General features: G+C 60.0%; 17 protein-coding genes and 3 pseudogenes. 12 read left to right on the top strand and 8 right to left on the bottom strand.

The genetic code is table 11. The features are described 5' to 3' along the window. Window positions 1-81: 81 nt before the first annotated feature. The gene (gene hemN / locus R5M92_RS10725; protein WP_346795925.1) at window positions 82-1,467 is read left to right on the top strand and encodes an oxygen-independent coproporphyrinogen III oxidase; all 1,386 of its coding nucleotides are present in this window, start codon (window positions 82-84) and stop codon (window positions 1,465-1,467) included. Between the two features lie 24 nt (window positions 1,468-1,491). Here the strand turns inward: hemN and R5M92_RS10720 are convergent, their stop codons facing one another. Beyond that, a complete protein-coding gene (locus tag R5M92_RS10720; protein ID WP_346795923.1) occupies window positions 1,492-1,869 on the bottom strand; it encodes a hypothetical protein in 378 nt (125 codons plus the stop codon). A 176-nt stretch (window positions 1,870-2,045) separates the two neighbouring features. On the opposite strand from R5M92_RS10720, the gene R5M92_RS10715 reads away from it, so the two are divergent. The 3 genes from R5M92_RS10715 to R5M92_RS10705 are packed head-to-tail and all read left to right on the top strand — an operon-like array spanning window position 2,046 to window position 5,057. Further along, window positions 2,046-2,927 carry a putative selenate ABC transporter substrate-binding protein gene (locus R5M92_RS10715; RefSeq protein ID WP_346795922.1) on the top strand — a complete coding sequence of 294 codons (882 nt, stop codon included), beginning with the start codon at window positions 2,046-2,048 and terminating at the stop codon, window positions 2,925-2,927. Next, window positions 2,927-3,580 (top strand): ATP-binding cassette domain-containing protein, encoded by a 654-nt coding sequence (locus R5M92_RS10710; protein ID WP_346795921.1) that lies wholly within the window; start codon window positions 2,927-2,929, stop codon window positions 3,578-3,580. The genes R5M92_RS10715 and R5M92_RS10710 overlap by 1 nt, the downstream gene beginning before the upstream one ends. Before the next feature lie 7 nt (window positions 3,581-3,587). Then, complete coding sequence (locus R5M92_RS10705) at window positions 3,588-5,057, top strand: ABC transporter permease (RefSeq protein ID WP_346795920.1); 1,470 nt, start codon at window positions 3,588-3,590, stop codon at window positions 5,055-5,057. Between the two features lie 9 nt (window positions 5,058-5,066). On the opposite strand, the gene R5M92_RS10700 is transcribed toward R5M92_RS10705, so the two are convergent. Continuing rightward, window positions 5,067-5,708 (bottom strand): lysozyme-like domain containing protein, encoded by a 642-nt coding sequence (locus R5M92_RS10700; protein ID WP_417339156.1) that lies wholly within the window; start codon window positions 5,706-5,708, stop codon window positions 5,067-5,069. Between the two features lie 261 nt (window positions 5,709-5,969). Between R5M92_RS10700 and R5M92_RS10695 the strand changes: the two genes are divergently transcribed. Beyond that, a complete protein-coding gene (locus R5M92_RS10695; protein ID WP_346795919.1) occupies window positions 5,970-6,272 on the top strand; it encodes an antibiotic biosynthesis monooxygenase in 303 nt (100 codons plus the stop codon). Window positions 6,273-6,381: 109 nt separating this feature from the next. Next, window positions 6,382-6,750, top strand: a pseudogene (locus R5M92_RS10690) (TetR/AcrR family transcriptional regulator); the annotation flags it as partial. 126 nt (window positions 6,751-6,876) lie between these two features. On the opposite strand, the gene R5M92_RS10685 reads toward R5M92_RS10690, so the two are convergent. Further along, the gene (locus R5M92_RS10685; protein ID WP_346795917.1) at window positions 6,877-7,875 is read right to left on the bottom strand and encodes an IS5 family transposase; all 999 of its coding nucleotides are present in this window, start codon (window positions 7,873-7,875) and stop codon (window positions 6,877-6,879) included. Between the two features lie 90 nt (window positions 7,876-7,965). Between R5M92_RS10685 and R5M92_RS10680 the strand changes: the two are divergent. Then, window positions 7,966-8,232, top strand: a pseudogene (locus tag R5M92_RS10680) (TetR family transcriptional regulator C-terminal domain-containing protein); the annotation flags it as partial. A 30-nt stretch (window positions 8,233-8,262) separates the two neighbouring features. Here the strand turns inward: R5M92_RS10680 and R5M92_RS10675 are convergent. Beyond that, window positions 8,263-8,865, bottom strand: coding sequence for a glutathione S-transferase N-terminal domain-containing protein (locus R5M92_RS10675; protein WP_346795916.1), 603 nt, complete (start codon window positions 8,863-8,865; stop codon window positions 8,263-8,265). Window positions 8,866-9,056: 191 nt separating this feature from the next. On the opposite strand from R5M92_RS10675, the gene R5M92_RS10670 reads away from it, so the two are divergent. Further along, window positions 9,057-10,109, top strand: a complete 1,053-nt coding sequence (locus tag R5M92_RS10670; protein ID WP_346795915.1) for a class I fructose-bisphosphate aldolase — start codon at window positions 9,057-9,059, stop codon at window positions 10,107-10,109. 97 nt (window positions 10,110-10,206) lie between these two features. Here the strand turns inward: R5M92_RS10670 and R5M92_RS10665 are convergent, their stop codons facing one another. Then, window positions 10,207-10,899: a uracil-DNA glycosylase family protein gene (locus tag R5M92_RS10665; RefSeq protein ID WP_346795913.1), complete on the bottom strand. Its 693-nt coding sequence runs from the start codon at window positions 10,897-10,899 to the stop codon at window positions 10,207-10,209. Between the two features lie 34 nt (window positions 10,900-10,933). Then, a complete protein-coding gene (pcsA, locus tag R5M92_RS10660) occupies window positions 10,934-11,659 on the bottom strand; it encodes a phosphatidylcholine synthase (protein ID WP_346795912.1) in 726 nt (241 codons plus the stop codon). 134 nt (window positions 11,660-11,793) lie between these two features. Here pcsA and R5M92_RS10655 point away from each other — a divergent pair, with 134 nt between their 5' ends. Further along, window positions 11,794-12,243 (top strand): GNAT family N-acetyltransferase, encoded by a 450-nt coding sequence (locus R5M92_RS10655; RefSeq protein ID WP_346795911.1) that lies wholly within the window; start codon window positions 11,794-11,796, stop codon window positions 12,241-12,243. Window positions 12,244-12,316: 73 nt separating this feature from the next. On the opposite strand, the pseudogene R5M92_RS10650 reads toward R5M92_RS10655, so the two are convergent. Next, window positions 12,317-12,472: pseudogene (locus tag R5M92_RS10650) on the bottom strand (cytosine deaminase); the annotation flags it as partial. 3 nt (window positions 12,473-12,475) lie between these two features. Further along, entirely contained in the window at window positions 12,476-13,096 is a 621-nt protein-coding gene (locus R5M92_RS10645; protein ID WP_346795910.1) for a TetR family transcriptional regulator, read from the bottom strand. A 142-nt stretch (window positions 13,097-13,238) separates the two neighbouring features. Between R5M92_RS10645 and R5M92_RS10640 the strand changes: the two genes are divergently transcribed. The 3 genes from R5M92_RS10640 (at window position 13,239) to R5M92_RS10630 (ending at window position 19,531) form a co-directional block, all read left to right on the top strand. After that, window positions 13,239-14,345, top strand: a complete 1,107-nt coding sequence (locus R5M92_RS10640) for an efflux RND transporter periplasmic adaptor subunit (RefSeq protein WP_346795909.1) — start codon at window positions 13,239-13,241, stop codon at window positions 14,343-14,345. A gap of 1 nt (window position 14,346) precedes the next feature. Next, complete coding sequence (locus R5M92_RS10635; protein ID WP_346795908.1) at window positions 14,347-17,388, top strand: efflux RND transporter permease subunit; 3,042 nt, start codon at window positions 14,347-14,349, stop codon at window positions 17,386-17,388. 448 nt (window positions 17,389-17,836) lie between these two features. Further along, window positions 17,837-19,531, top strand: a complete 1,695-nt coding sequence (locus R5M92_RS10630; RefSeq protein ID WP_346795906.1) for a methyl-accepting chemotaxis protein — start codon at window positions 17,837-17,839, stop codon at window positions 19,529-19,531. Window positions 19,532-19,574: the final 43 nt, after the last annotated feature.

Genomic DNA, 19,574 nt, shown 5'->3' with positions numbered 1-19,574 from the left:
AAACTTATGTATATTAAAACAAGGGCTAACCTGCCTAACCATTTCACTGTCTAGCCCACTTTCAAGAGACCGGATCCGATCATGCAAGACGAGCTGCTGTTCAACCGTCCCCTGGTGGAGAAGTACGACCGGCCGGGGCCACGCTATACTTCCTATCCCACGGCGCCGCAGTTCCACGCGGCCTTCGCCGAGGACGACTACCGCAGCGCCGCCGAGCGCAGCAACCGGTCCGAGGCGCCCAAGCCGCTGTCGGTCTACGTGCATATCCCGTTCTGCAAGAGCCTGTGCTACTACTGCGCCTGCAACAAGATCATCACCCACAACACCGATCGCGCCGCCGAATATCTCGAATGGCTCAAGCACGAGATCAAGGTTCAGGGAGCACTGTTCGACGGCACCCGGCGAATGACCCAGCTGCACCTGGGCGGCGGTACGCCCACCTACCTGACCAACGCCCAGCTCGGCGAGCTGATGGCGGCGCTGGACGAGGCCTTCCATTTCGCCGCGCCCGAAGAGCGGGAGTTCTCGCTGGAGGTCGATCCGCGCACGGTATCGCCGATCCAGATCCACGAGCTGCATGCACTGGGCTTCAATCGCTTGAGCTTCGGCGTGCAGGATTTCGATCCCGACGTGCAGAAGGCGGTCAATCGCGAGCAGAGCGAAGAGCAGGTGGTCGAGCTGGTCGGGGCGGCCCGCGAAGCGGGCTTCGATTCGGTCAGCGTGGATCTGATCTACGGCCTGCCGCTGCAGACGGTGGTGAGCTTCGATGCCACGCTGGCGAAGATCATCGCGCTGCAGCCGGATCGTATCGCCGCCTACAGCTACGCCCATCTACCTGAGCTGTTCAAGTCGCAGCGGCTGATTCGTCCCGAGGACATGCCGCCGCCGGAGCGCAAGCTGGAGCTGCTGGAGCTGACCATCGAGCGTTTGACGGCCGCCGGCTACGTCTACATCGGCATGGACCACTTCGCCCTGCCGAACGACGAGCTGAGCCTGGCCCGGGAAAACGGCACGCTGCAGCGCAACTTCCAGGGTTACTCCACCCACGCCGACTGCGACATGATCGGGCTGGGCATCACCTCCATCGGCAAGGTGGGCGACACCTACAGCCAGAATGTCAAGGAGACCGCCCAGTACCAGCATCGCCTGGATGAAGGCCGCCTGCCGGTCTTTCGCGGCTACCGCTTGAGCGACGACGACCGTCTGCGCCGTGACGTCATCAATGCGCTGATGTGCCACGGACGTGTCGATTTCGCCGCGATCGAGGCCCGACATGACATCGAATTCCAGAGCTACTTCGCCGAAGCGCTGGAGAGTCTGCAAGAGATGGCGGACGACGGGCTTATCGTCTTGCGTGACGACGAGATCGAAGTGCTGCCTTCCGGGCGGCTGATGATGCGCAATCTGGCCATGGCCTTCGACGCCTACCTGAAGCCGCAGGAAAATCGCTACTCGCGCACGGTGTGAGTTTCTGGCGCTGCTCTCACGAGCCTAGCCCAGTGGCCACAAACGCCGCCGGGGAGTGTGGAGCGGTGCCGACATGCGCTGCATGGCGGCTTGCAGTGGTGTCAGGATCGCGTCGAGATGACGGTGGCAGAGGGTACTGTTCAACAAGCCGGGGCACTGAGCCAGCAGTACATCGCACTGCTGGGCCGCCAGGGCAAGCAACTGCACGGTTTGCGTATCGAACAGCGGCTTGGCTTGGCGGTAGCAGCCGTGCAGCTCCCTATTGAGCATCATCAGCATGCTCGCATCCAGCCAGCACGGCAGGGCATCTTCCAACTTGCCAGCCATGGAACTCTTGATGGCATCGAACGATGTGCGCAGGAAAACGGCGGTCAGATGCACCTGGCGTTGTTCATTTGTCATGGGAAAGCCAAATAAAATAAATTCTCATTTTCATCAAGAGTAGGCCCAAGACGTAACCGAGTCAAACCCTCCTTTCATCGATGCCGAGCGACGGTTGCATGGTGTGTGTCTGTTATCATGCGTTTACCGCTGTCTCCTTTATTTCTTTCTCTCTTTATCACTTTAAGGATGTCGTGATGTTGGGCCATATCAAGCTTGCACGCATGATTGCCGCCAGCGCCGTGTCGCTACTCTTCGCCGCTCCGTTGCTGGCTGCCGATACCCTGGTATTTACCGCGATTCCCGACGAGGACGAAACCCGTCTGCAGGAGCGCTTCCAGAAGGTTGCCGATTACCTTGCCGATGAGCTGGAGGTCGAGGTGCGTTTCATTCCCGTCACCTCCTATGCCGCGTCGGTCACCGCGTTCCGTAACAACCAGGTGCAACTGGCCTGGTTCGGGGGCTTCACTGGTGTCCAGGCCCGCCAGCTGGTGCCGGGCTCCCGTGCTATCGCCCAGGGGGCCGAGGATGCCGAGTACAAGAGCTATTTCATCGCCAACCGTGCCACTGGCATCACGCCCCACACAGGCGATACCGCCCCCGAAGCGCTGCGTGACCTGACGTTTACCTTCGGTTCGCAAAGCTCGACCTCGGGGCGCTTGCTGCCCGAGTATTTCCTGCGCGAGCATTTCGGCGAGGCGCCGGATGAAGTGTTCCAGCGCGTCGGCTACAGCGGCAACCATAGCCGCACGGTGTCGCTGGTGCAGTCCGGCGCCTACCAGGCGGGGGTGGTCAGCTACAAGGCGTGGGAAAACGAGGTGGAAAGCGGCAATGTCGACCCCGAGCAGGTCCAGGTGATCTGGGAAACGCCTTCCTATCCCGACTACCAGTGGACGGTACGTGGTGATGTCGAGGAGCGCTTCGGCGAAGGCTTCACCGAGCGCCTGCGTGAGGCGTTGCTTGCGATGGACGATCCCGAACTGCTGGATAGCTTTCCCCGCTCGGGCTTCATCCCGGCGGAAAACGCCGATTACGAGCAGATCGTGACCATCGCCCGCGAGCTGGACCTGCTCGACTGATGCAGGCCCTGACGCTCAAGGGTGAAGTGGCCGCCTACGGCGAGGTACGGGTGCTCGGCCCATTGAGCCTGACGCTGGCCCCCGGCGAGCACGTGGCCCTGGTGGGCAAGAGCGGTGCCGGTAAATCGACGCTGCTGGCCCTGATGTACGACCGTTGGCGCGACCAGGGCGCGGCCTTGATGCCTCAGGAGCTGGGGTTGGTGCCCACGCTTTCGGTGTTTCACAACGTCTATATGGGGCGGCTGGATCGCCACTCCTGGTGGCGTAACCTGCTGACGCTGGTACGCCCTCGACACCGAGATATTGCCGCCATAAGCGCACTGCTGGAAACGCTGGGCATTGCCGACAAGTGCTGGACGCTGTGTGGCGAGCTTTCGGGCGGCCAGCGCCAGCGTGTCGCCGCGGCGCGTAGCCTGTACCAGGCCGGGCGCGTGCTGCTTGCCGACGAGCCCGTCTCGGCCCTGGATGGTCCCCAGGCGGCACAAGTCATGGAAGTATTGGTCGAGACCTATCCAGCCTCGGTGCTGGCGATGCACGACCTGGAGCTGGCGCTGCGTTTTTCCAGCCGCGTGGTGGGCATTCAAGGCGGCGAGATCGCCATCGACCAGCCCAGCCATCGGCTTGTCGCCGCCGATCTGATGTCGTTGTACTGATATGCGCATGAGTGCCACCGCCCGCGTCACGCTGGGCCTGTTCGCGATCGCCCTGGTGTGCCTGGTCCTGGGCGATTTCGAGATCAGTACCCACGACCCCTGGGGCGAGCTGGGACGGCTGTTCATGGGGCTGGTCCGCCCGGATCTCTCCGCCGTGGATTTTCTGGGCGAGGCCATCTTGCGCACCGTTGCCTTTGCCTTCGTCGGTGTGGGGCTCGGGGCGATGGCGGGGTTGCTGCTGGCACTGGCGTTCGAGCGGCTCTGGGTCCGTACTTTCAGCGCTTTCATCCGTGCCATCCATGAACTGTTCTGGGCACTGATCTTCCTGCAGAGTTTCGGCTTGCACCCGCTCACCGGCGTGCTGGCCATCGCCATTCCCTACGCCGGTATCTTCGCCAAGGTCTATGCCGAAATCCTCGATGAGGCCGATCCTCAACCGGCTCGTATCCTGCCCAGCCGCAGCGGACGGTTTTCGGCGCTGCTCTACACCCGCATCAGCCAGGCGTGGCCGCACCTGGTCAGCTATACCGCCTATCGCCTGGAGTGCGGCCTGCGCTCCAGCGCGGTGATCGGCTTCGTTGGCATGCCGACCCTGGGGTTTCACCTAGCCGGGGCTTTCGCCCAGGGGCGTTACGCTACCGTGGGCGCCTTGCTGCTGCTGTTCTATGGCTTGATTGCCAGCCTAAGGCTGTGGGTGCGGCCGCGCCTGCTGCCGCTGTACCTGCTGGCGGCGCCCTTCTGCCTGGGAACCGGGCTGCCTATCGTGTGGAGCAACGTGGCGCGCTTTTTCACCCAGGATATCGTCCCGGCGCCGTTGCGTCATGGTGAGGGAATCGCGGGGCTCTGGCCCTGGCTGGGAGATCTGCTCGCTACCCAGGCGCTGCCGGGTATCTGGAATACCGTACTGTTGACCCAGATGGCTCTGGTGGTCACCGGACTAGTGGCGATGGCACTGTTCCCTGTCATCTCGCGCCACTTCACTGGTCGAATCGGCGGCACATTGGGCCATGCATTGCTGGTGGTGATGCGCTCGACTCCCGAATACCTGCTGGCGTTCATCCTGCTGCAGCTATGGGGGCCTTCCATGCTGCCGGCGGTCGTGGCGCTGGCCCTGCACAACGGCGGCATCATCGCCCACCTGGTGGGACGGCGCAGCAACGAGCTGACCCTGCGCCAGGATGCACCGCACGGCGTGAATCGCTATGCCTACGAGGTTGTTCCCCGCGTTTACGGGCCGTTCATGGCGCTGCTGTTCTACCGCTGGGAGATCATCATGCGCGAGACGGCGATCCTCGGCATCTTGGGCATCGCGACGCTGGGCTTCTATGTCGATAGCGCCATCCAGGAGATTCGTTTCGATCGCGCCATGGTGTTGATCCTGATCACCGCGCTGCTCAATATCGCGGTGGATGTGCTCGCCCGCCGCCTGCGTGCCTATCTGCGGCTGCGTCACGCGATCAATCGCCAAAGCTGTTGATAGGCCACCTCAGCCGCCACGGCAGAACGGCCACACCTGATAAAAGCGGCGGCACTGGAACTCGGCTTCGCAGGCGTTGAGCTGGGACTGGTAGCGCCCGGCACGGGAGGCTACCTGGCGTGCGGCCTGGCGAACGTGGGGCTTGTTGCGGTAACTGCCGCGCTGATAGCCGCCCGCTCCCTCGTGGTAGGCCAGGTAGAGGTGTTCGGGATTGTGCAGCGAAACCCCCGCCTGGCGCTGGGTTCGCTGGTTGTACCAGCCGATGAAGTCCGTGGCATGTTTCATGTGCGTGCGTCGGGCGAAGAGAGCGCCGGCATCCGCTTCGTACTCGCCCCAGACGGGATCTTGCGCCTGGGCGTAGCCCTTGGCGGAGGAGGGCCGTGGGCCGGGAATGAAGCCGAGGTAATACTTGCGATCGGGGCGCACGTGGCTGCGAAAGGAGGATTCCTGCTGGATGAACGACATTTGCGTGGCGATCGGCGTGCCCCATTTCTCCTGCGATTCCTGGGCATGGTCATACCAGGTAGGCTGCTCGCGGAATATCTCGCAGATATTGCTCTGATCCTGCGGCGGGTTGGGCGCAAAGGTGGCACAACCGCTGGTAATCAGGCCGAGCAAGGCGATAAGCAGCCAGCGTGCTGCATGGGGCAGATGTTTCCCTGCGCTGCTAGCGATATTACAAAAAGGCAGTTTTTGCACAAGTGTCACGACTCGTCTCCACGTCGGGTTGTTGTGATTCGGTCATGGCAAGTCGTCAATGCCGGGCCAAATGCTCATGCGCTTATATTACCAGTCTCGCTTGGCTCACGCGCAGCGGCCCCAGGCTGCTAGAGTGTTACGTCAACTTACTGTTTTCGACACGACAGGAATGTTCCGGCACGACAGGAATGTCCGACATGATTGGAGAATGCCATGTATATCGCCATGAACCGTTTTCGTATCGCCCCGGGCCGGGAAGAGGACTTTCTCGAGGTATGGCGCAACCGCGATTCGCATCTCGACGAGGTGGCGGGCTTCAAGCAGTTCCAGATGCTGCAGGGGGAAAGCCAGGAGGATCACACGGTTTTCATCTCCCATAGCGTCTGGGAGTCGCAAGAGGCCTTCCGCGCCTGGACTCAATCGGAGGCGTTCCGCAAGGCCCACGCCAACGCCAAGGCGCCGGAAGGCATCTACCTTGGCCCGCCCAAGTTCGAAGGATACGAGGTGGTGCTGTAGCAATACGGCGCAACGTTGACGCGCTGCAGTCACTAGGACATCTTCTCAGCACCGTCGCCTGCGGCGGTGCTTTTATTGGCTTGGCCTTCAGGCGTAAAGGGACGAAAGCGTGGCGAGAACCCAGGACGAAATTCGGCACACCAACGAGAAGAATATTCTCCAGGCGGCCGAGCGGCTGTTTGCCGAAAAAGGCTACGCCGGTGCTTCGATGGGCGAAATCGCCCAGCTGGCCGATATTCCCAAGTCCAACGTGCATTACTACTTTTCGACCAAAAAGGCGCTTTACCAGGAGGTACTGCTGGAGCTTCTGGAAGTATGGAAGCAGGACGCACTGTGCTTCGAGCTCTACGACGACCCACGTGTGGTGCTCTCCAGCTATATTCGCGCCAAGATGACCCACTCGCGCAATCGCGCCCACGGCTCGAAAGTGTGGGCGGCGGAAGTGATGCAGGGCGCACCGATGCTGAAGGAACCGCTGATCAATTAGCCTCTGAGCGACTGAAGGACTCAGAGTAGCAAAATCACCGAGTCAGCGATCATTTTCTAACCACCTTAGGTGGTCTGTTTTTCCTGCCAGCCGGACTATCCGGCTGACAGGGCAGATTCAAGGCGCACTGGCCCCGTCAACTCGGCCTTCGCATCGTGTCGCCAGTACCAAATTGGCCAGTCCGAACAGGCTGAATAGCTGCGCTTGGTTCTTGGCCAACCCCTTGTAGCGCACCTTGCGGTAGCCGAAGAGGTTCTTGATGACATGAAACGGATGCTCGACCTTGGAGCGGATGCTGGCCTTGGCCTTCTCGATTGCCAGCAGCAGCGTTTTCATGGGGCTGTCTTCCATCTTCTTGATGGGGCTGCGCTTGGCGGCAACACAGCAGCGGGAGGCCGGGGCATCCTTCTCTTCGTCCAGATACTTCCACATGCCGGTGTAACCCGCGTCGCCGTATACCTGCTTGTCATCGTCTCGGACCAGCTGGTTCACCATGGTGACATCGGCGACATTGGCCGAGGTGGCAGTGACACTGTGAGCCAGCCCGGTGACGGCATCAACGCCGATATGAGCCTTCATGCCAAAGTAATACTGCTTGCCCTTCCTGGTCTGCTTCATCTCCGGATCGCGTTGCTTGGCCTTGTTCTTGGTGGAAGGCGCCGCCGCCACGATGGTGGCATCGACAATGGTGCCCTCGCGCATGAACAGGCCCTTCTCGGTCAGATGGGCATTGATTTCCTCGAAGATCCGCTGGGTCAGCGCATGCTTCTCCAACAAGTGGCGGAAACGCAGCAGCGTGGTCGCGTCCGGCACACTCTCGATGGCCAGGTCGATACCAATGAAGTCACGCATGGCCTGGCTATCGTAGATGGCATCTTCGAGCGCCTCATCGGCAAGCGCGTACCACTGCTGCAGGAAGTAGATCCGCAGCATGCGCTCCAGGCCGATGGGGGGCCGGCCGCGCTTGCCTGCCGCGTTGGGAAAGTAGGACGGCGACAGTGCATCGATCAGCCGTTGCCAAGGCACTAGCGCCTCCATCTGGGCCAGGAACCGCTCGCGGCGGGTGACTTTTTTCTTGTTCTGGTGCTCGGCTTGGGCAAACGAGATCTGCTTCATCGGGTGGCTCTGTCAGACGGTGGCAGGAAGGTCAGATTATACCCCGCCGGTACCAATCAGGCAGCTGCGGTGGGATTTGTGCAGCGTTTCCTGAAAGAGCGCCTGCGCGAGAACCTATATGAATGGGCCAAGCTCAAGGAGTCGAAAATTCGCGAATGGGTGGAGTCGGGCCAGATCAACCCCGTCGAGCCTTCCTATCTGCTCTATATGATCTGGGCGTCGACCCAGCACTACGCCGACTTCGACTACCAGATCTGTCTGCTCAACGACGACAAGCCGCTAAACGACATGCAGTTCGAAAAGGCCGTGCAGTCGGTAACCTCGGTGATTCTGCGCGGAATCGGGCTGACGGTCTGATGACAGCGCGAAGGACGCTCTACGCAGCCATCAACTGAATGTGGTCGCCTGAAAGCTTTCTCGGTTGATCAAACCCTGATGCCATTGAGCCAGGCTGGGGTGCTGCTGTTGCCAGGCCAGCTCGGGCAGGCGAAACGCCAGGTAATCCAACGCGACGGCCACGACGATATCGCCCAGGGTCAATGCGCTTTGCTCTTGCTGTTCCCGCTGCTGAGTCTCCAGGGCTTCCAGTGTGCGGCGAATGGCGGCTTGGCGTCGCTGGCCCAGTAAGCTGTCATCGGCTTCCTGTCCCTGATGCTTGCGAGCAATCACGCTATTGAAAGCGGCTTCCATCAATCCTTGCCCCAACCCCGCCAACGCCAGTACTTCCGCCTGCCGGTCCTTGGGGATCAGCGAGGGAGCCGGCCCCTGGCTATCCAGGTACTGGGCGATCAACAAGGCTTCGGTCAAGGTGACTCCGTCATCCGTTACCAGCGCGGGCACCCGGCCCAGGGGATTGACGGCAAGCAGTGCCGGGTCGTCGACCCAGGGATCGCACCAGTGCAGCGATACGCTATCGGTCAAATTCTTCTCACTGGCGACGATGCGAACCACGCGCGCATAAGGGGAGGTGGCGTTGAGACATAGTTTCATGGTGACTCCGTTTCGTGACGTGGGGTGAAAGTCCATTCAAGCAGTGAAAAGGAATGGTACTACCAAAAACGCCGAGCCAGGGCTCGGTTCCGCCATGGGAGACACTTTCCCTAAGCTCGATTTACGCTCTATGCTTTATTCAAGAAGTGGTCGTTGTACACCGGACACTAATAAGTAGAGAGGATTACTACATGACGGATATAGCCGCCTTGCTCGGCAATGATGCAGAGAGCTTGCTTGACCACACTTGCCAGGGCATACGCCGCGATAGCCTGCATCTTCCCGGTGCTGATTTCATCGACCGCGTAATGGCCGATAGCGACCGTAGCCCGGCGGTGCTGCGCAATATGCAGGCTTTCTTCGATCACGGCCGCCTGGCGGGCACCGGCTATCTTAGCCTGCTGCCGGTGGACCAAGGTATCGAGCATTCGGCTGGCGCCTCCTTTGCGCCAAATCCGCGCTACTTCGACCCGGCCAATATCGTCGAGCTGGCCATCGAAGGCGGCTGCAACGGCGTGGCCTCGACCCTAGGCGTTCTTTCTTCGGTAGCGCGGCGCTATGCCCACAAGATACCGATGATGATGAAGCTGAATCATAACGAGACGCTGAGCCATCCCGCGATATATGACCAGACGCTTTTCGCCGAAGTGGAGCAGGCGCACGACATGGGCTGTGTGGCGGTGGGGGCAACCATCTATTTCGGTTCCCACGAGAGCCGCCGCCAGATCATGGAAATCAGCGAGGCGTTCGAGCGCGCCCACCAGCTGGGAATGGTCACGGTATTATGGGCCTATCTGCGCAACCCCGCCTTCAAGCAGGAAGGCATCGACTATCATGTGTCGGCAGATCTCACCAGCCAGGCCAACCATATGGCCGCGACGCTCAAGGCGGATATCGTCAAGCAGAAGCTGCCCGAGAACAACGGCGGTTACCGTGCGGTTGGGTTTGGGCATACCCACGATAAGGTCTACAGCGAGCTGACCTCCGATCACCCCATCGATCTGGCCCGCTATCAGGTAGCCAACTGCTTCATGGGGCGCGCCGGCTTGATCAATTCCGGCGGGGGCTCCAAGGGACACTCCGATCTCGGCGAAGCGGTGCGCACGGCGGTGATCAACAAGCGCGCCGGTGGCATGGGCCTGATCTCGGGGCGCAAGGCGTTCCAGAAACCGATGCGGGAAGGTGTCGATCTGCTGCATGCGATTCAGGATGTCTATCTCGCCAAAGACGTAACTGTCGCCTGATTGAAGCGCTGGGAACATGCTGCGGTTGGTTGGCCACGGAGTTGGTCGAGCAAGCGAGGCAGCATGCAGCCGCGTTGGGGTGAGAAGTGCGCGCGTCTCACAAGGTGAGGTTGTTCTGGCGCACGTCCAGTTGTTCCAGGCGCTGCTTCAACAGCCCCGGAAAACGCGCATACCAGGTCTGATTGAGCGGAGAGGGGTGAGGAAGTGGATAGAGCGTAAAGGTCTGTGTCTCACCCCGATCATCCTCCAGTGTCACCTCGATACTGCTTTCAAAGCGATCCTCACGCTTCCAGAAAGCCTCCAGGCGCGCACGCTCCTCTTTTGACCGGCCGATACCGAACCACAGGAAGGCCTCGCGTCCCAGTGTGATCAGGGTCCGCCCTTTCCAGCGCGATATCAGGACCTCGTTCATCAGGCCGTGAAAGTGACGCTTGACCTTCATGGACCATGCCTTGTTGCCCACGGGCTTGTAGGGCACGGTGTTGATCCAGAAAAAGTGTTCGCCTACGGCGCGAGAGGCCTCGAAGTCCGGCATCTTCTCGCCGTAAAGATGCTCGTAAAGCGCCTTTCTGACCAGCTGCCCGCCAGCGCCGATGAAGGGCTCGCCATGGCGTACCTCATCGCGCCCCGGGTCGCGCCCGAAGAAACCGATGCGCAGGTTCGGCTTTCCAAGCCCGATGATCGGCTCCAGCGAATCGCGCTCGAAGCGTTTGTAGACCTCGACATCGATTCCCTCGATTTCTGCTGCCAGGGTCCTGAATTTCTTCTGCTGATGCGGGGTCAGCGACATATTTCAACCTCCTTGTTGCCAACGAGCGCTTGGTTTACTCGAGCCACTCCTGAGCTGTCCTCCACACGCACATGCTCACAAAGTAAACCGAGGTAATACCCCATCCCCATAGTGCCCAGGCAGCATGCTCGGGGCTCGAGAGAATGAGTAGCGTGGCGCATGCACACCATATCAGGGTAACGGCGATATTGAGCGGCATAAACGTGCGCACTCTAAAGGGGTGAAGAAACTTCATGCGCGTGACGGTGAGGATGGCCAGAAAGAGGATAGCGGCAAAGGTAAGCCAGGGTGGAAAATCGAGAATATAGAAATAGGCGGCGGCGATATTCCAGGCGGCAGGAAAGCCAACGAAGTAATTATCCTGGCTTTTCATATTGGTGTTGCAGAAGCAGAACATGGATGACAGCAGAATGATGAATACCGACAGCAGTTCGAGATTGGGCGGCAAGTCAATGAAGAAGTAGATAAAAAGGGCGGGGATAAAGGCCCAGGTAAGATAATCGATGACCATATCGAGCGTCGAGCCATCGAAATGGGGCAGTATGGTCTTCACATCGTACTTGCGCGCCAATGTGCCATCGTACGCATCGACCATCATTGCGGCACCCAGCCAGAGAAGGCAAGCGACCGGATTATTGTCGATCAATGCGAGCAGCGCCATGGTGCCGAGCAGCACCCCGCTGGCAGTGAAGGCGTGTACGCACCATGCCTTGTATCTCGATGCGCGGGATGCTGTTTGCGAAGAGAGCGATTGAACCACGTTGACCCCATCGGGAACGTGTTGTCCCCTTTGTATTCGGTTTATCAATAGATGTGTAAAGGACGATACACTACTGCAGGAATGAATCCAGACAATATACTGGGATGTCATTCCCCTGCCCAAGGAGATTGCTGATGACCACTGTTCGTACAGCGACTATCGATGACCTCGATGTTTTAACCGAGCTATTGGATGGCTATCGCCAGTTCTACCAACAGCCAAGCGATGTGCAGGCGGCAAGGGACTTTTTGCGTCAGCGCTTTGGGCAGGCGGATTCGCGCATCCTGGTGAGTGTGAATACTGAAGGTACGCTGACCGGCTTTGTCCAGCTCTATCCCGGTGTTTCCACGGTGGGGTTGAATTCGCGCTGGACGTTGAACGATCTCTTCGTGTCGCCGGATAACCGTGAAAAGGGAGCAGGCCGAGCCTTGATGGAAGCCGCTACCCAGCTTGCCCGCGAGCATGGTGTGGCGCGTTTGGTTTTGATGACGCAGGTGGATAACGAATGCGCCCAGCGCCTCTACGAGTCACTGGGCTGGCAACGTAACACAGCGTTTTACGGCTACTTGCTGGATGTGAACTAAGCACCGTCAAGGGGCAGGGCTTTACCGACACTTAGACAGTTTGCTTGCTTTTCATCCAGTGGGCACGAACAAGTTTGCCTACCTCAAAACCGTAACGCTCTCCGATGTTGAGTACGCGCGCACTCTTGTCGGTAATCAGCGAACACCAAGGGGCGAAGATGGAGTTCTCAACAAAGCATACGTTGATGCCAGCTTCGTTCAGCTCTTTTATACGAGTAACGCCACGCCTGTTTCAGGGCCGGTTGATGAACAACCCGCGCATCAATGTTTCCACCATGCTATTGCTCTCCTCGGCCAACGAATACTGCTGGGGGTCTTGCAGCCAGTCGAAACAGGTACCGATCAGGAAACTGTGAAATTGGCGGCGGGCGCTGGCGGGAGTCAGGTCGTCACGTAAGTTGCCCGCTGCCTGGGTCTGTTCGAACAGTTGCTCGACGCGTGTTTTGGCGTGCTCGGAGAGCCTTGTGATCATGCAGATGCGGGGATGGTCGTCTTCGAGCTTTTCGCAGCGGTGCAGCACGATGGTGGCCACCCGCTGAAGCGGCAGGTCGTGGCATATGCCTTCCAGCGAGCGCCGGGCGATGTCGCGTAGACAGGCGACGGGTGTAGTGCCGAGCGCGTGGATGGCGTCGTCGACGATTTCATCGAGCGGGATACGCACCCGTTCCAGCAGCGCATCGAACAACGCGTTCTTGTCGGCGAAATGCCAGTAGATCGCTCCCCGGGTTACCCCCGCCGCCTGCGCGATATGCGCCAGGGTGGTGCGGGCGACCCCCTGGGCAAGAAAGGTGGCTTCCGCCGCATCGAGAATTGCCTCGCGGGTACGTTCGGCATCGGCCTTGCGACGGGTCATGGCGCCTCCTGAGTGATAAGCATCGCTTATTTTGGCATTGGTGAATGGCAATGTCGCCACTGGGTGTCTAGTATACTCGCTCACTGACATTCATGAATGTCAGTGAAAAACGAGCCAGTCAACGTCATCAGGAGCCGTCGTCGTGCCCGCCAAATTCATTCGCCTAGTGTTGGGGCTATTGGTCCTGTTCACTGTGGTTGGCTGCAACCAGTCACAATCCCAGTCCCCGCAGCAAGAGTCGGTTCGACCGGTAAAACTGATCACCCTGGATGACGCCAGCGCCACCCTGCTGCGTCAGTTTCCGGCCCGGGTCGAAGCGTCCACCCGCAGCAATCTCTCGTTTCGCATGGCGGGGGAGCTGCTGGAACTCAACGTCGAAGCGGGCCAGCGTGTGGAAGAGGGTGACGTCATCGCCCGGATCGATGACCGTATCGCCCGCAGTGAACTCGATAGCGCCCGCTCCAGCCTGGAGCTGGCGGAGGCGACCTTTGAGCGCATGCGTTACACGGTCGAGCGCGGCGCCATCAGCCAGGCACGCTTTGACGAGGCGAAAAGCGAATTGCGCGCCGCTCGCTCTGCGTATGAGCAGGCCGAGGAACAGCTCGAACACACCCGCCTGCGTGCCCCCTACGATGGCGTGATCGCCCGCGTTCCCGTCGACAACCGGCAGTTCGTCCAGGTGCAGGAGACCGTGGCGGTGATTCAGCAGCCCGGTCAGCTCGATGTGGTCTTTCATCTGCCGGAACAGATCGTGCGGCGCATGACTCCCTCCAGCGAAAGTTCATTGCCGTTTGCCGATGAATTGGCCCATGAGGTGCGCTTCTCCAACGACGGCGCTCCCTACCTGGCCCAGCTCAAGTCCTATACCACTCAGGCCAGCGAACAGAGTCTGGCCTACGAAGTCACCTTGACCTTGCCGCAACCGGACGACATCACCTTGCTGGATGGCATGAGCGCCAATGTCCGCCTGAATCTGGGGGCCTGGATGTCACGGGACATCGGCGCGGTGTGGCGAGTCCCGCCCGAGGCGGTCAGCTACGCGGCGGACGACCCCGACCAGGCACGAGTATGGCGCTTCGAGGCACCCGACAGCCTCGAGCCGGTGCCCGTGGAAGTCGGCACTCTGACGTCGCAAGGGCTCGAGGTGAGCGGCGACCTGGCCGCGGGGGATCGCCTGGTGTCCGCCGGGGCACACCGCTTGCAGAAAGGAATGACAGTGACGCCATGGGAAAAGGAGCGGGGGCTCTGACATGGTCGATTACTTCCTACGCCACAGGGCCGTCAGCTGGTTGATGACGGTGGTGCTTCTGGTAGGCGGCACGCTCTCGTTTCTCGGCATGGGCCAGCTCGAATTTCCCGAATTCACCATCCGCAACGCTTTGGTGACGACGCAATATCCCGGCGCCACGCCCCAGGAAGTCGAGCAGGAGGTCACCTCGACCCTGGAGGAGTCGATCCAGGAGATGCCGTCGATCAAACGCATCAGCTCGGTCAGCTCCGACGGCCTGTCACAGATCACCGTGGAGCTGCAGAGTACCGTCCAGAACGAGGAACTCGAACAGCTGTGGGACTCGCTGCGGCGCAAGGTAGGGGATGTTCAGGATCGGTTGCCCCCTGGTGCCAGCCAGTCCCAGGTCAATGACGATTTCGGCGACGTGTTCGGCCTGATGGTCAATCTGACCGGCGAGGGCTACTCGATGACCGACCTTGCCGATCATGCGGATTTCCTCAAGCGCGAGCTGGCGCTGGTGGATGGCGTGGAAAAGGTTTCTCTGGGCGGTGAACACGGGGAGCGCATCTATGTCGAGTTCGATCGCGAGCAACTGCGAGCACTGAATATTCCGCTGCCCCGCTTGCAGCAGCTGCTCTCCACCCAGAATGCCGTCGCCGATGGCGGCCACCTCAAACAGGACGGACGGCGCTTTCGTATCACCCCGACCGGCAGTGCCGCCGATATCGAAGACCTGCGCGAGCTGATCGTCAGCGAAGGCGGCGGCGAGCTGGTTCGCTTGAGCGATATCGCCGAGATCCGCCGGGAGCTGGCCGATCGACCCCAGCACCTGTATCGCGACATGGGCCGGCCGGCACTGTCATTGGGTGTCTCCTTCAAGAGCGGTGTGAACGTCGTTGATGTGGGTGAACGGCTCGACCAGCGCTTGGCCGAGCTGCAGGAGCGCACTCCCCTGGGCATGGAGCTCAACGTGGTCTACGACCAGCCCCAGGTGGTCGATGAATCCGTGTCCGGCTTTCTGCTCAACCTGATCCAGGCGGTCGGCATCGTGATCGTGGTGCTGATGGTGTTCATGGGCTGGCGTAGCGGCCTGTTGATGGGGTTGATCCTGCTCATCACCATCGTCGGTACCTTCATGATGATGCGCATTCACGGGTTGCAGCTGGAAAAGATCTCGCTGGGCGCCCTGATCATTGCGCTCGGCATGCTCGTCGATAACGCCATCGTCATCACAGAAGGCATGCTGGTCGGCCTGAAGCGCGGCCAGTCGATACGCGAATCCGCCCACCAGGTGATCAGCCAGAATGCCTGGCCGCTGCTGGCTGCGACATTGATTGCGGTGGCGGCGTTCGCGCCAATCGGGCTATCGCCCGACACCACCGGCGAGTTCATCGGCTCGCTGTTCTTCGTGCTGCTCTATTCGCTGCTGTTGAGCTGGGTAACCGCGCTGACCCTGACCCCGTTCTTCTTCGCCATGTTCTTCCGGAACGTCGCCATGGGCGATGGCGACGAGGACCCCTATCGCGGGATCGTCTACCGCTTCTTCAGTCGCCTGATCGTCTTCGCCATTCGCATGCGCTGGGCCACGCTGGTGCTGGTGACGGTGATCCTGGTGAGTGCCGGCTACGGTTTCACCTTCGTCAAGAACGCCTTTTTCCCCGCCTCGAATACCCCCATCTTCTTTGTCGATTACTGGATGCCGGAAGGCACCGATATCCTGGAAACCCAGCGGCGTGCCGGGGAGCTGGAAGAGACGGTGATGGCAATGGACGGCGTGAAGCACCTGACCACCACGATCGGTGGTGGCGCGCAGCGCTTCACCCTGACTTATGCCCCGGAAGATCGCTACGCGAGCTATGCCCAACTGATCGTCGAAACCGACGACAAGCAGACGCAGCGCGAGCGCATGGCCGACGTCGAAGCGGCACTGGAGCGTAATCATCCCGATGTCGACTACAAGATCGTTCCACTGGAAGTCGGCCCGGCGCCCAAGGCCAAGCTGGAGGCGCGCTTCTACGGTAACGACCCCGAGGTATTGCGCCGCATTGGCGGCCAGGTCGAAGCGCTGTTCCGCGATGAGCCGCTGATCACCAGCGTACGTCAGAACTGGCGCAATCGGGTGCAGGCCATCGAACCGGTGTTTCTCGAGGATACCGCGCGGCGGCTCGGTGTCAGCCGCGAGGACCTGGCCGATACTCTGGCACTCAGCACCAGCGGGACGCGGGTAGGCATCTACCGCGACGGCAGCGACCTGATTCCGATCGTCGCCAGGGCCCGTGAAGCGCAACGCCACGACGTCGACAACTTCGGCTCCCTGAACGTCTGGAGCGAAGAGCGCGGACGCTACATCAGCGCCGACCAGGTCATCGAACGGGTTACTACCAACGTCTCCGATCCCTTGATCCTGCGCCGTAATCGCCAGCGCATGCTGGCGGTTTATGGCGAGCCGCACCCTCTGAGCGGCATGACCGCGGCGAGTGTGCTGGAACGGGTGCGCCCGCAAGTCGAAGCCCTTGAACTGCCGCCAGGCTATCGTCTGGAGTGGGGAGGCGAATACGAAACCTCGAGCGAGGCGCAAAGCGGACTGTTTGCCTCTCTGCCGCTGGGCCTGGCGATCATGTTCATCATCACCGTGGTGCTGTTCAATAACTTCCGCCAGCCGCTGGCCATCTGGACACTGGTACCGTTGACAATCATCGGGGTGGTCGGTGCCTTGTTGCTCAGTGGCCTGCCGTTCTCGTTCATGGCATTGCTCGGCACCCTGAGCTTGATCGGCATGGTGATCAAGAACGCCATCGTGCTGGTCGAGGAGATCAACGTGCAACTGCCCCAACATGAACATCGCTACCACGCCGTGGTACGCGCGGCGGTCAGCCGTGTGCGCCCGGTGGCGATGGCGGCGCTGACCACCATGCTGGGCATGATCCCGCTGATCAGCGATGCGTTTTTCGCCAGCATGGCGGTGGCGTTGATCGGTGGGCTCGGGGTGGCGACGCTGCTTACCCTGGTGGTACTACCAGTGGTCTACTGCGTGCTGTACCGGATTCGCGTTCAGCAGTAGAAGTGCGTGTGTTCCACTTTCCTGCGCCCTGGTGAATGCAATTTCGCCAGGGCGCAATACGTTCATACTCTCAATCACAATCAAGTCAATTCGTTTTTGTATTGCTATTTAACGATTGGGTTAAATAAAACCCTATAAATAATCCCTTGATAAATAAATGCTTATGAAAACGCGACAGAATAATAACTATGAGTTTGATTAGTTTTTATTAATCTAGTTCTTTTACATTTAGGGATATTTGATAAACAAGCTAATTGAAAGCCTGCTAACTTGCTAAAATGAAGGGATTTAACGTTAAAGTCACTTTTTTTCTGGCCGATTAAGGTATCGTCCCGGACGAGCAGTACGCCCATGAGGGCAATACTGGTTATTGATCTGGGCCAAACGGATATTAAACATTTTAGCGTATACCGATAACTCATTATTTCGGTGTAGAGGACCCTGCTCAATGAACCGTATGCTCAGCAATCTTTCGGTCAAACTCAGTCTGACTGTCGTACTCGCGATCTTTTCAGTATTGATACTTATTATCGCCTTTCTTGGCTATCAGTCGGGAAAACAGGGCAGCGAGTCGATGGTCGAGTTGGAAGACGTGGCCCTGGAACAGCTTTATCCACTCAATCGCAGCCAGGTCGCGCTGGCCGATACTCAGCTCTTCTACATGAATAGTCTGGATGCTCGAAACGAAGGGGATCGCGAATTGGCCCGTACCTACTTGGAGCAGGCCTTGCAGTTTCGCTCGGCGGCTCAGGAGTATTTCTCGCGCTTCATGGCCGCCGAGCCGGAAGCCCTGCAGCCGGAGCTGGCCGCTTCCCTGGTAACGGCCTTCGACGCGGTGGTTCAGCAGGGGTTGATCCTCCAGGGCGATGCCTTGCAGCGTGGCGATGAAGCTGCCTTCCGTGCCGCCAAGCGCGAAGGGGATCGTTTGAATCAGGCCTTTATCGCTGCAAGCCAGGCGTACAACGACTATGCCATTGAGCATAGCCATCAGTTGATAACCGATTACGGCGATGAGATGAAGCTGTTCGGTTACATCGAGATAGCCGCGCTGATTCTCACCGCGCTGGTGGTACTGTTCGTGCGTATCGCCATGATCGGCGCCATCGTCAAGCCGTTGGATGAAGCGGTGCTGTACTTCGAACGCATCGCCCAGGGCGACCTTTCGAGCCGCATCGCCGATCGCGGCCGCAATGAAATCGGCAAGCTTTTCTATGCCATTCAGCACATGCAGGCGGGCCTGGTCGAGACCGTCTCGGGGGTGCGCGACAGCAGCGGCTCCATCCATATCGGCGCCCGGGAAATCGCCAGCGGCAATGCCGATCTATCCTCGCGCACGGAGCAGCAAGCCTCCTCACTGCAGGAAACCGCCGCCAGCATGGAAGAGTTGACGGCCACGGTGAAGCAGAATGCCGATAATGCCCGCCAGGCCAGCACGCTCGCCAATGCGGCATCGAGCACGGCGGGCCAGGGCGGCGAGGTCGTGGAGCAGGTCATCACTACCATGCACGGAATCAATGACAGCTCCAAGAAGGTGGTGGATATCATCGGTGTGATCGACTCCATTGCCTTCCAGACCAATATCCTGGCGCTCAATGCCTCGGTGGAAGCCGCCCGGGCGGGTGAGCAGGGCCGCGGTTTCGCCGTCGTCGCCAGCGAAGTGCGTAACCTGGCCAGCCGCAGCGCCGATGCCGCCAAGGAGATCAAGGCACTGATCGAGGCTTCCTCGACCCAGATTCGCGACGGCTCAGTACTGGTGGAAAGCGCAGGGGAAACCATGCGTGAGGTGGTGGCGTCGGTACGTCGTGTCACCGATATCATGGACGAGATATCGGCAGCATCCCAAGAGCAGAGCTCGGGTATCGAGCAGGTCAACCAGGCCGTGGCGCAAATGGATGAGGTGACCCAGCAGAACGCTGCCCTGGTCCAGCAGGCCTCTTCGGCAGCGGAGTCGCTTGAAGAGCAGGCTGCGCGCCTTGAACAGGCGGTGTCATCGTTCCGCCTCAGCGATGAGGAGCCGGCCCCAGCAGCTCTGGCGCAGCCGCAGCCCGCTCGGCGCGCCACCGCGAGCTTGCCATCTGCCCGTCCCGCCCCGGCCCGGCCCGTCAAGCCCGCGCACCACGCCGAGGAGTGGGAAGCCTTCTAATCGGGAGTATGCTGTACGCTGCCGGCATACGCCGGCAGCGTGG

The sequence above is a fragment of the Halomonas sp. Bachu 37 genome (assembly GCF_039691755.1).
Taxonomy (GTDB): domain Bacteria; phylum Pseudomonadota; class Gammaproteobacteria; order Pseudomonadales; family Halomonadaceae; genus Vreelandella; species Vreelandella kashgarensis.
This window is presented reverse-complemented; position numbering and strand designations above follow the sequence as displayed.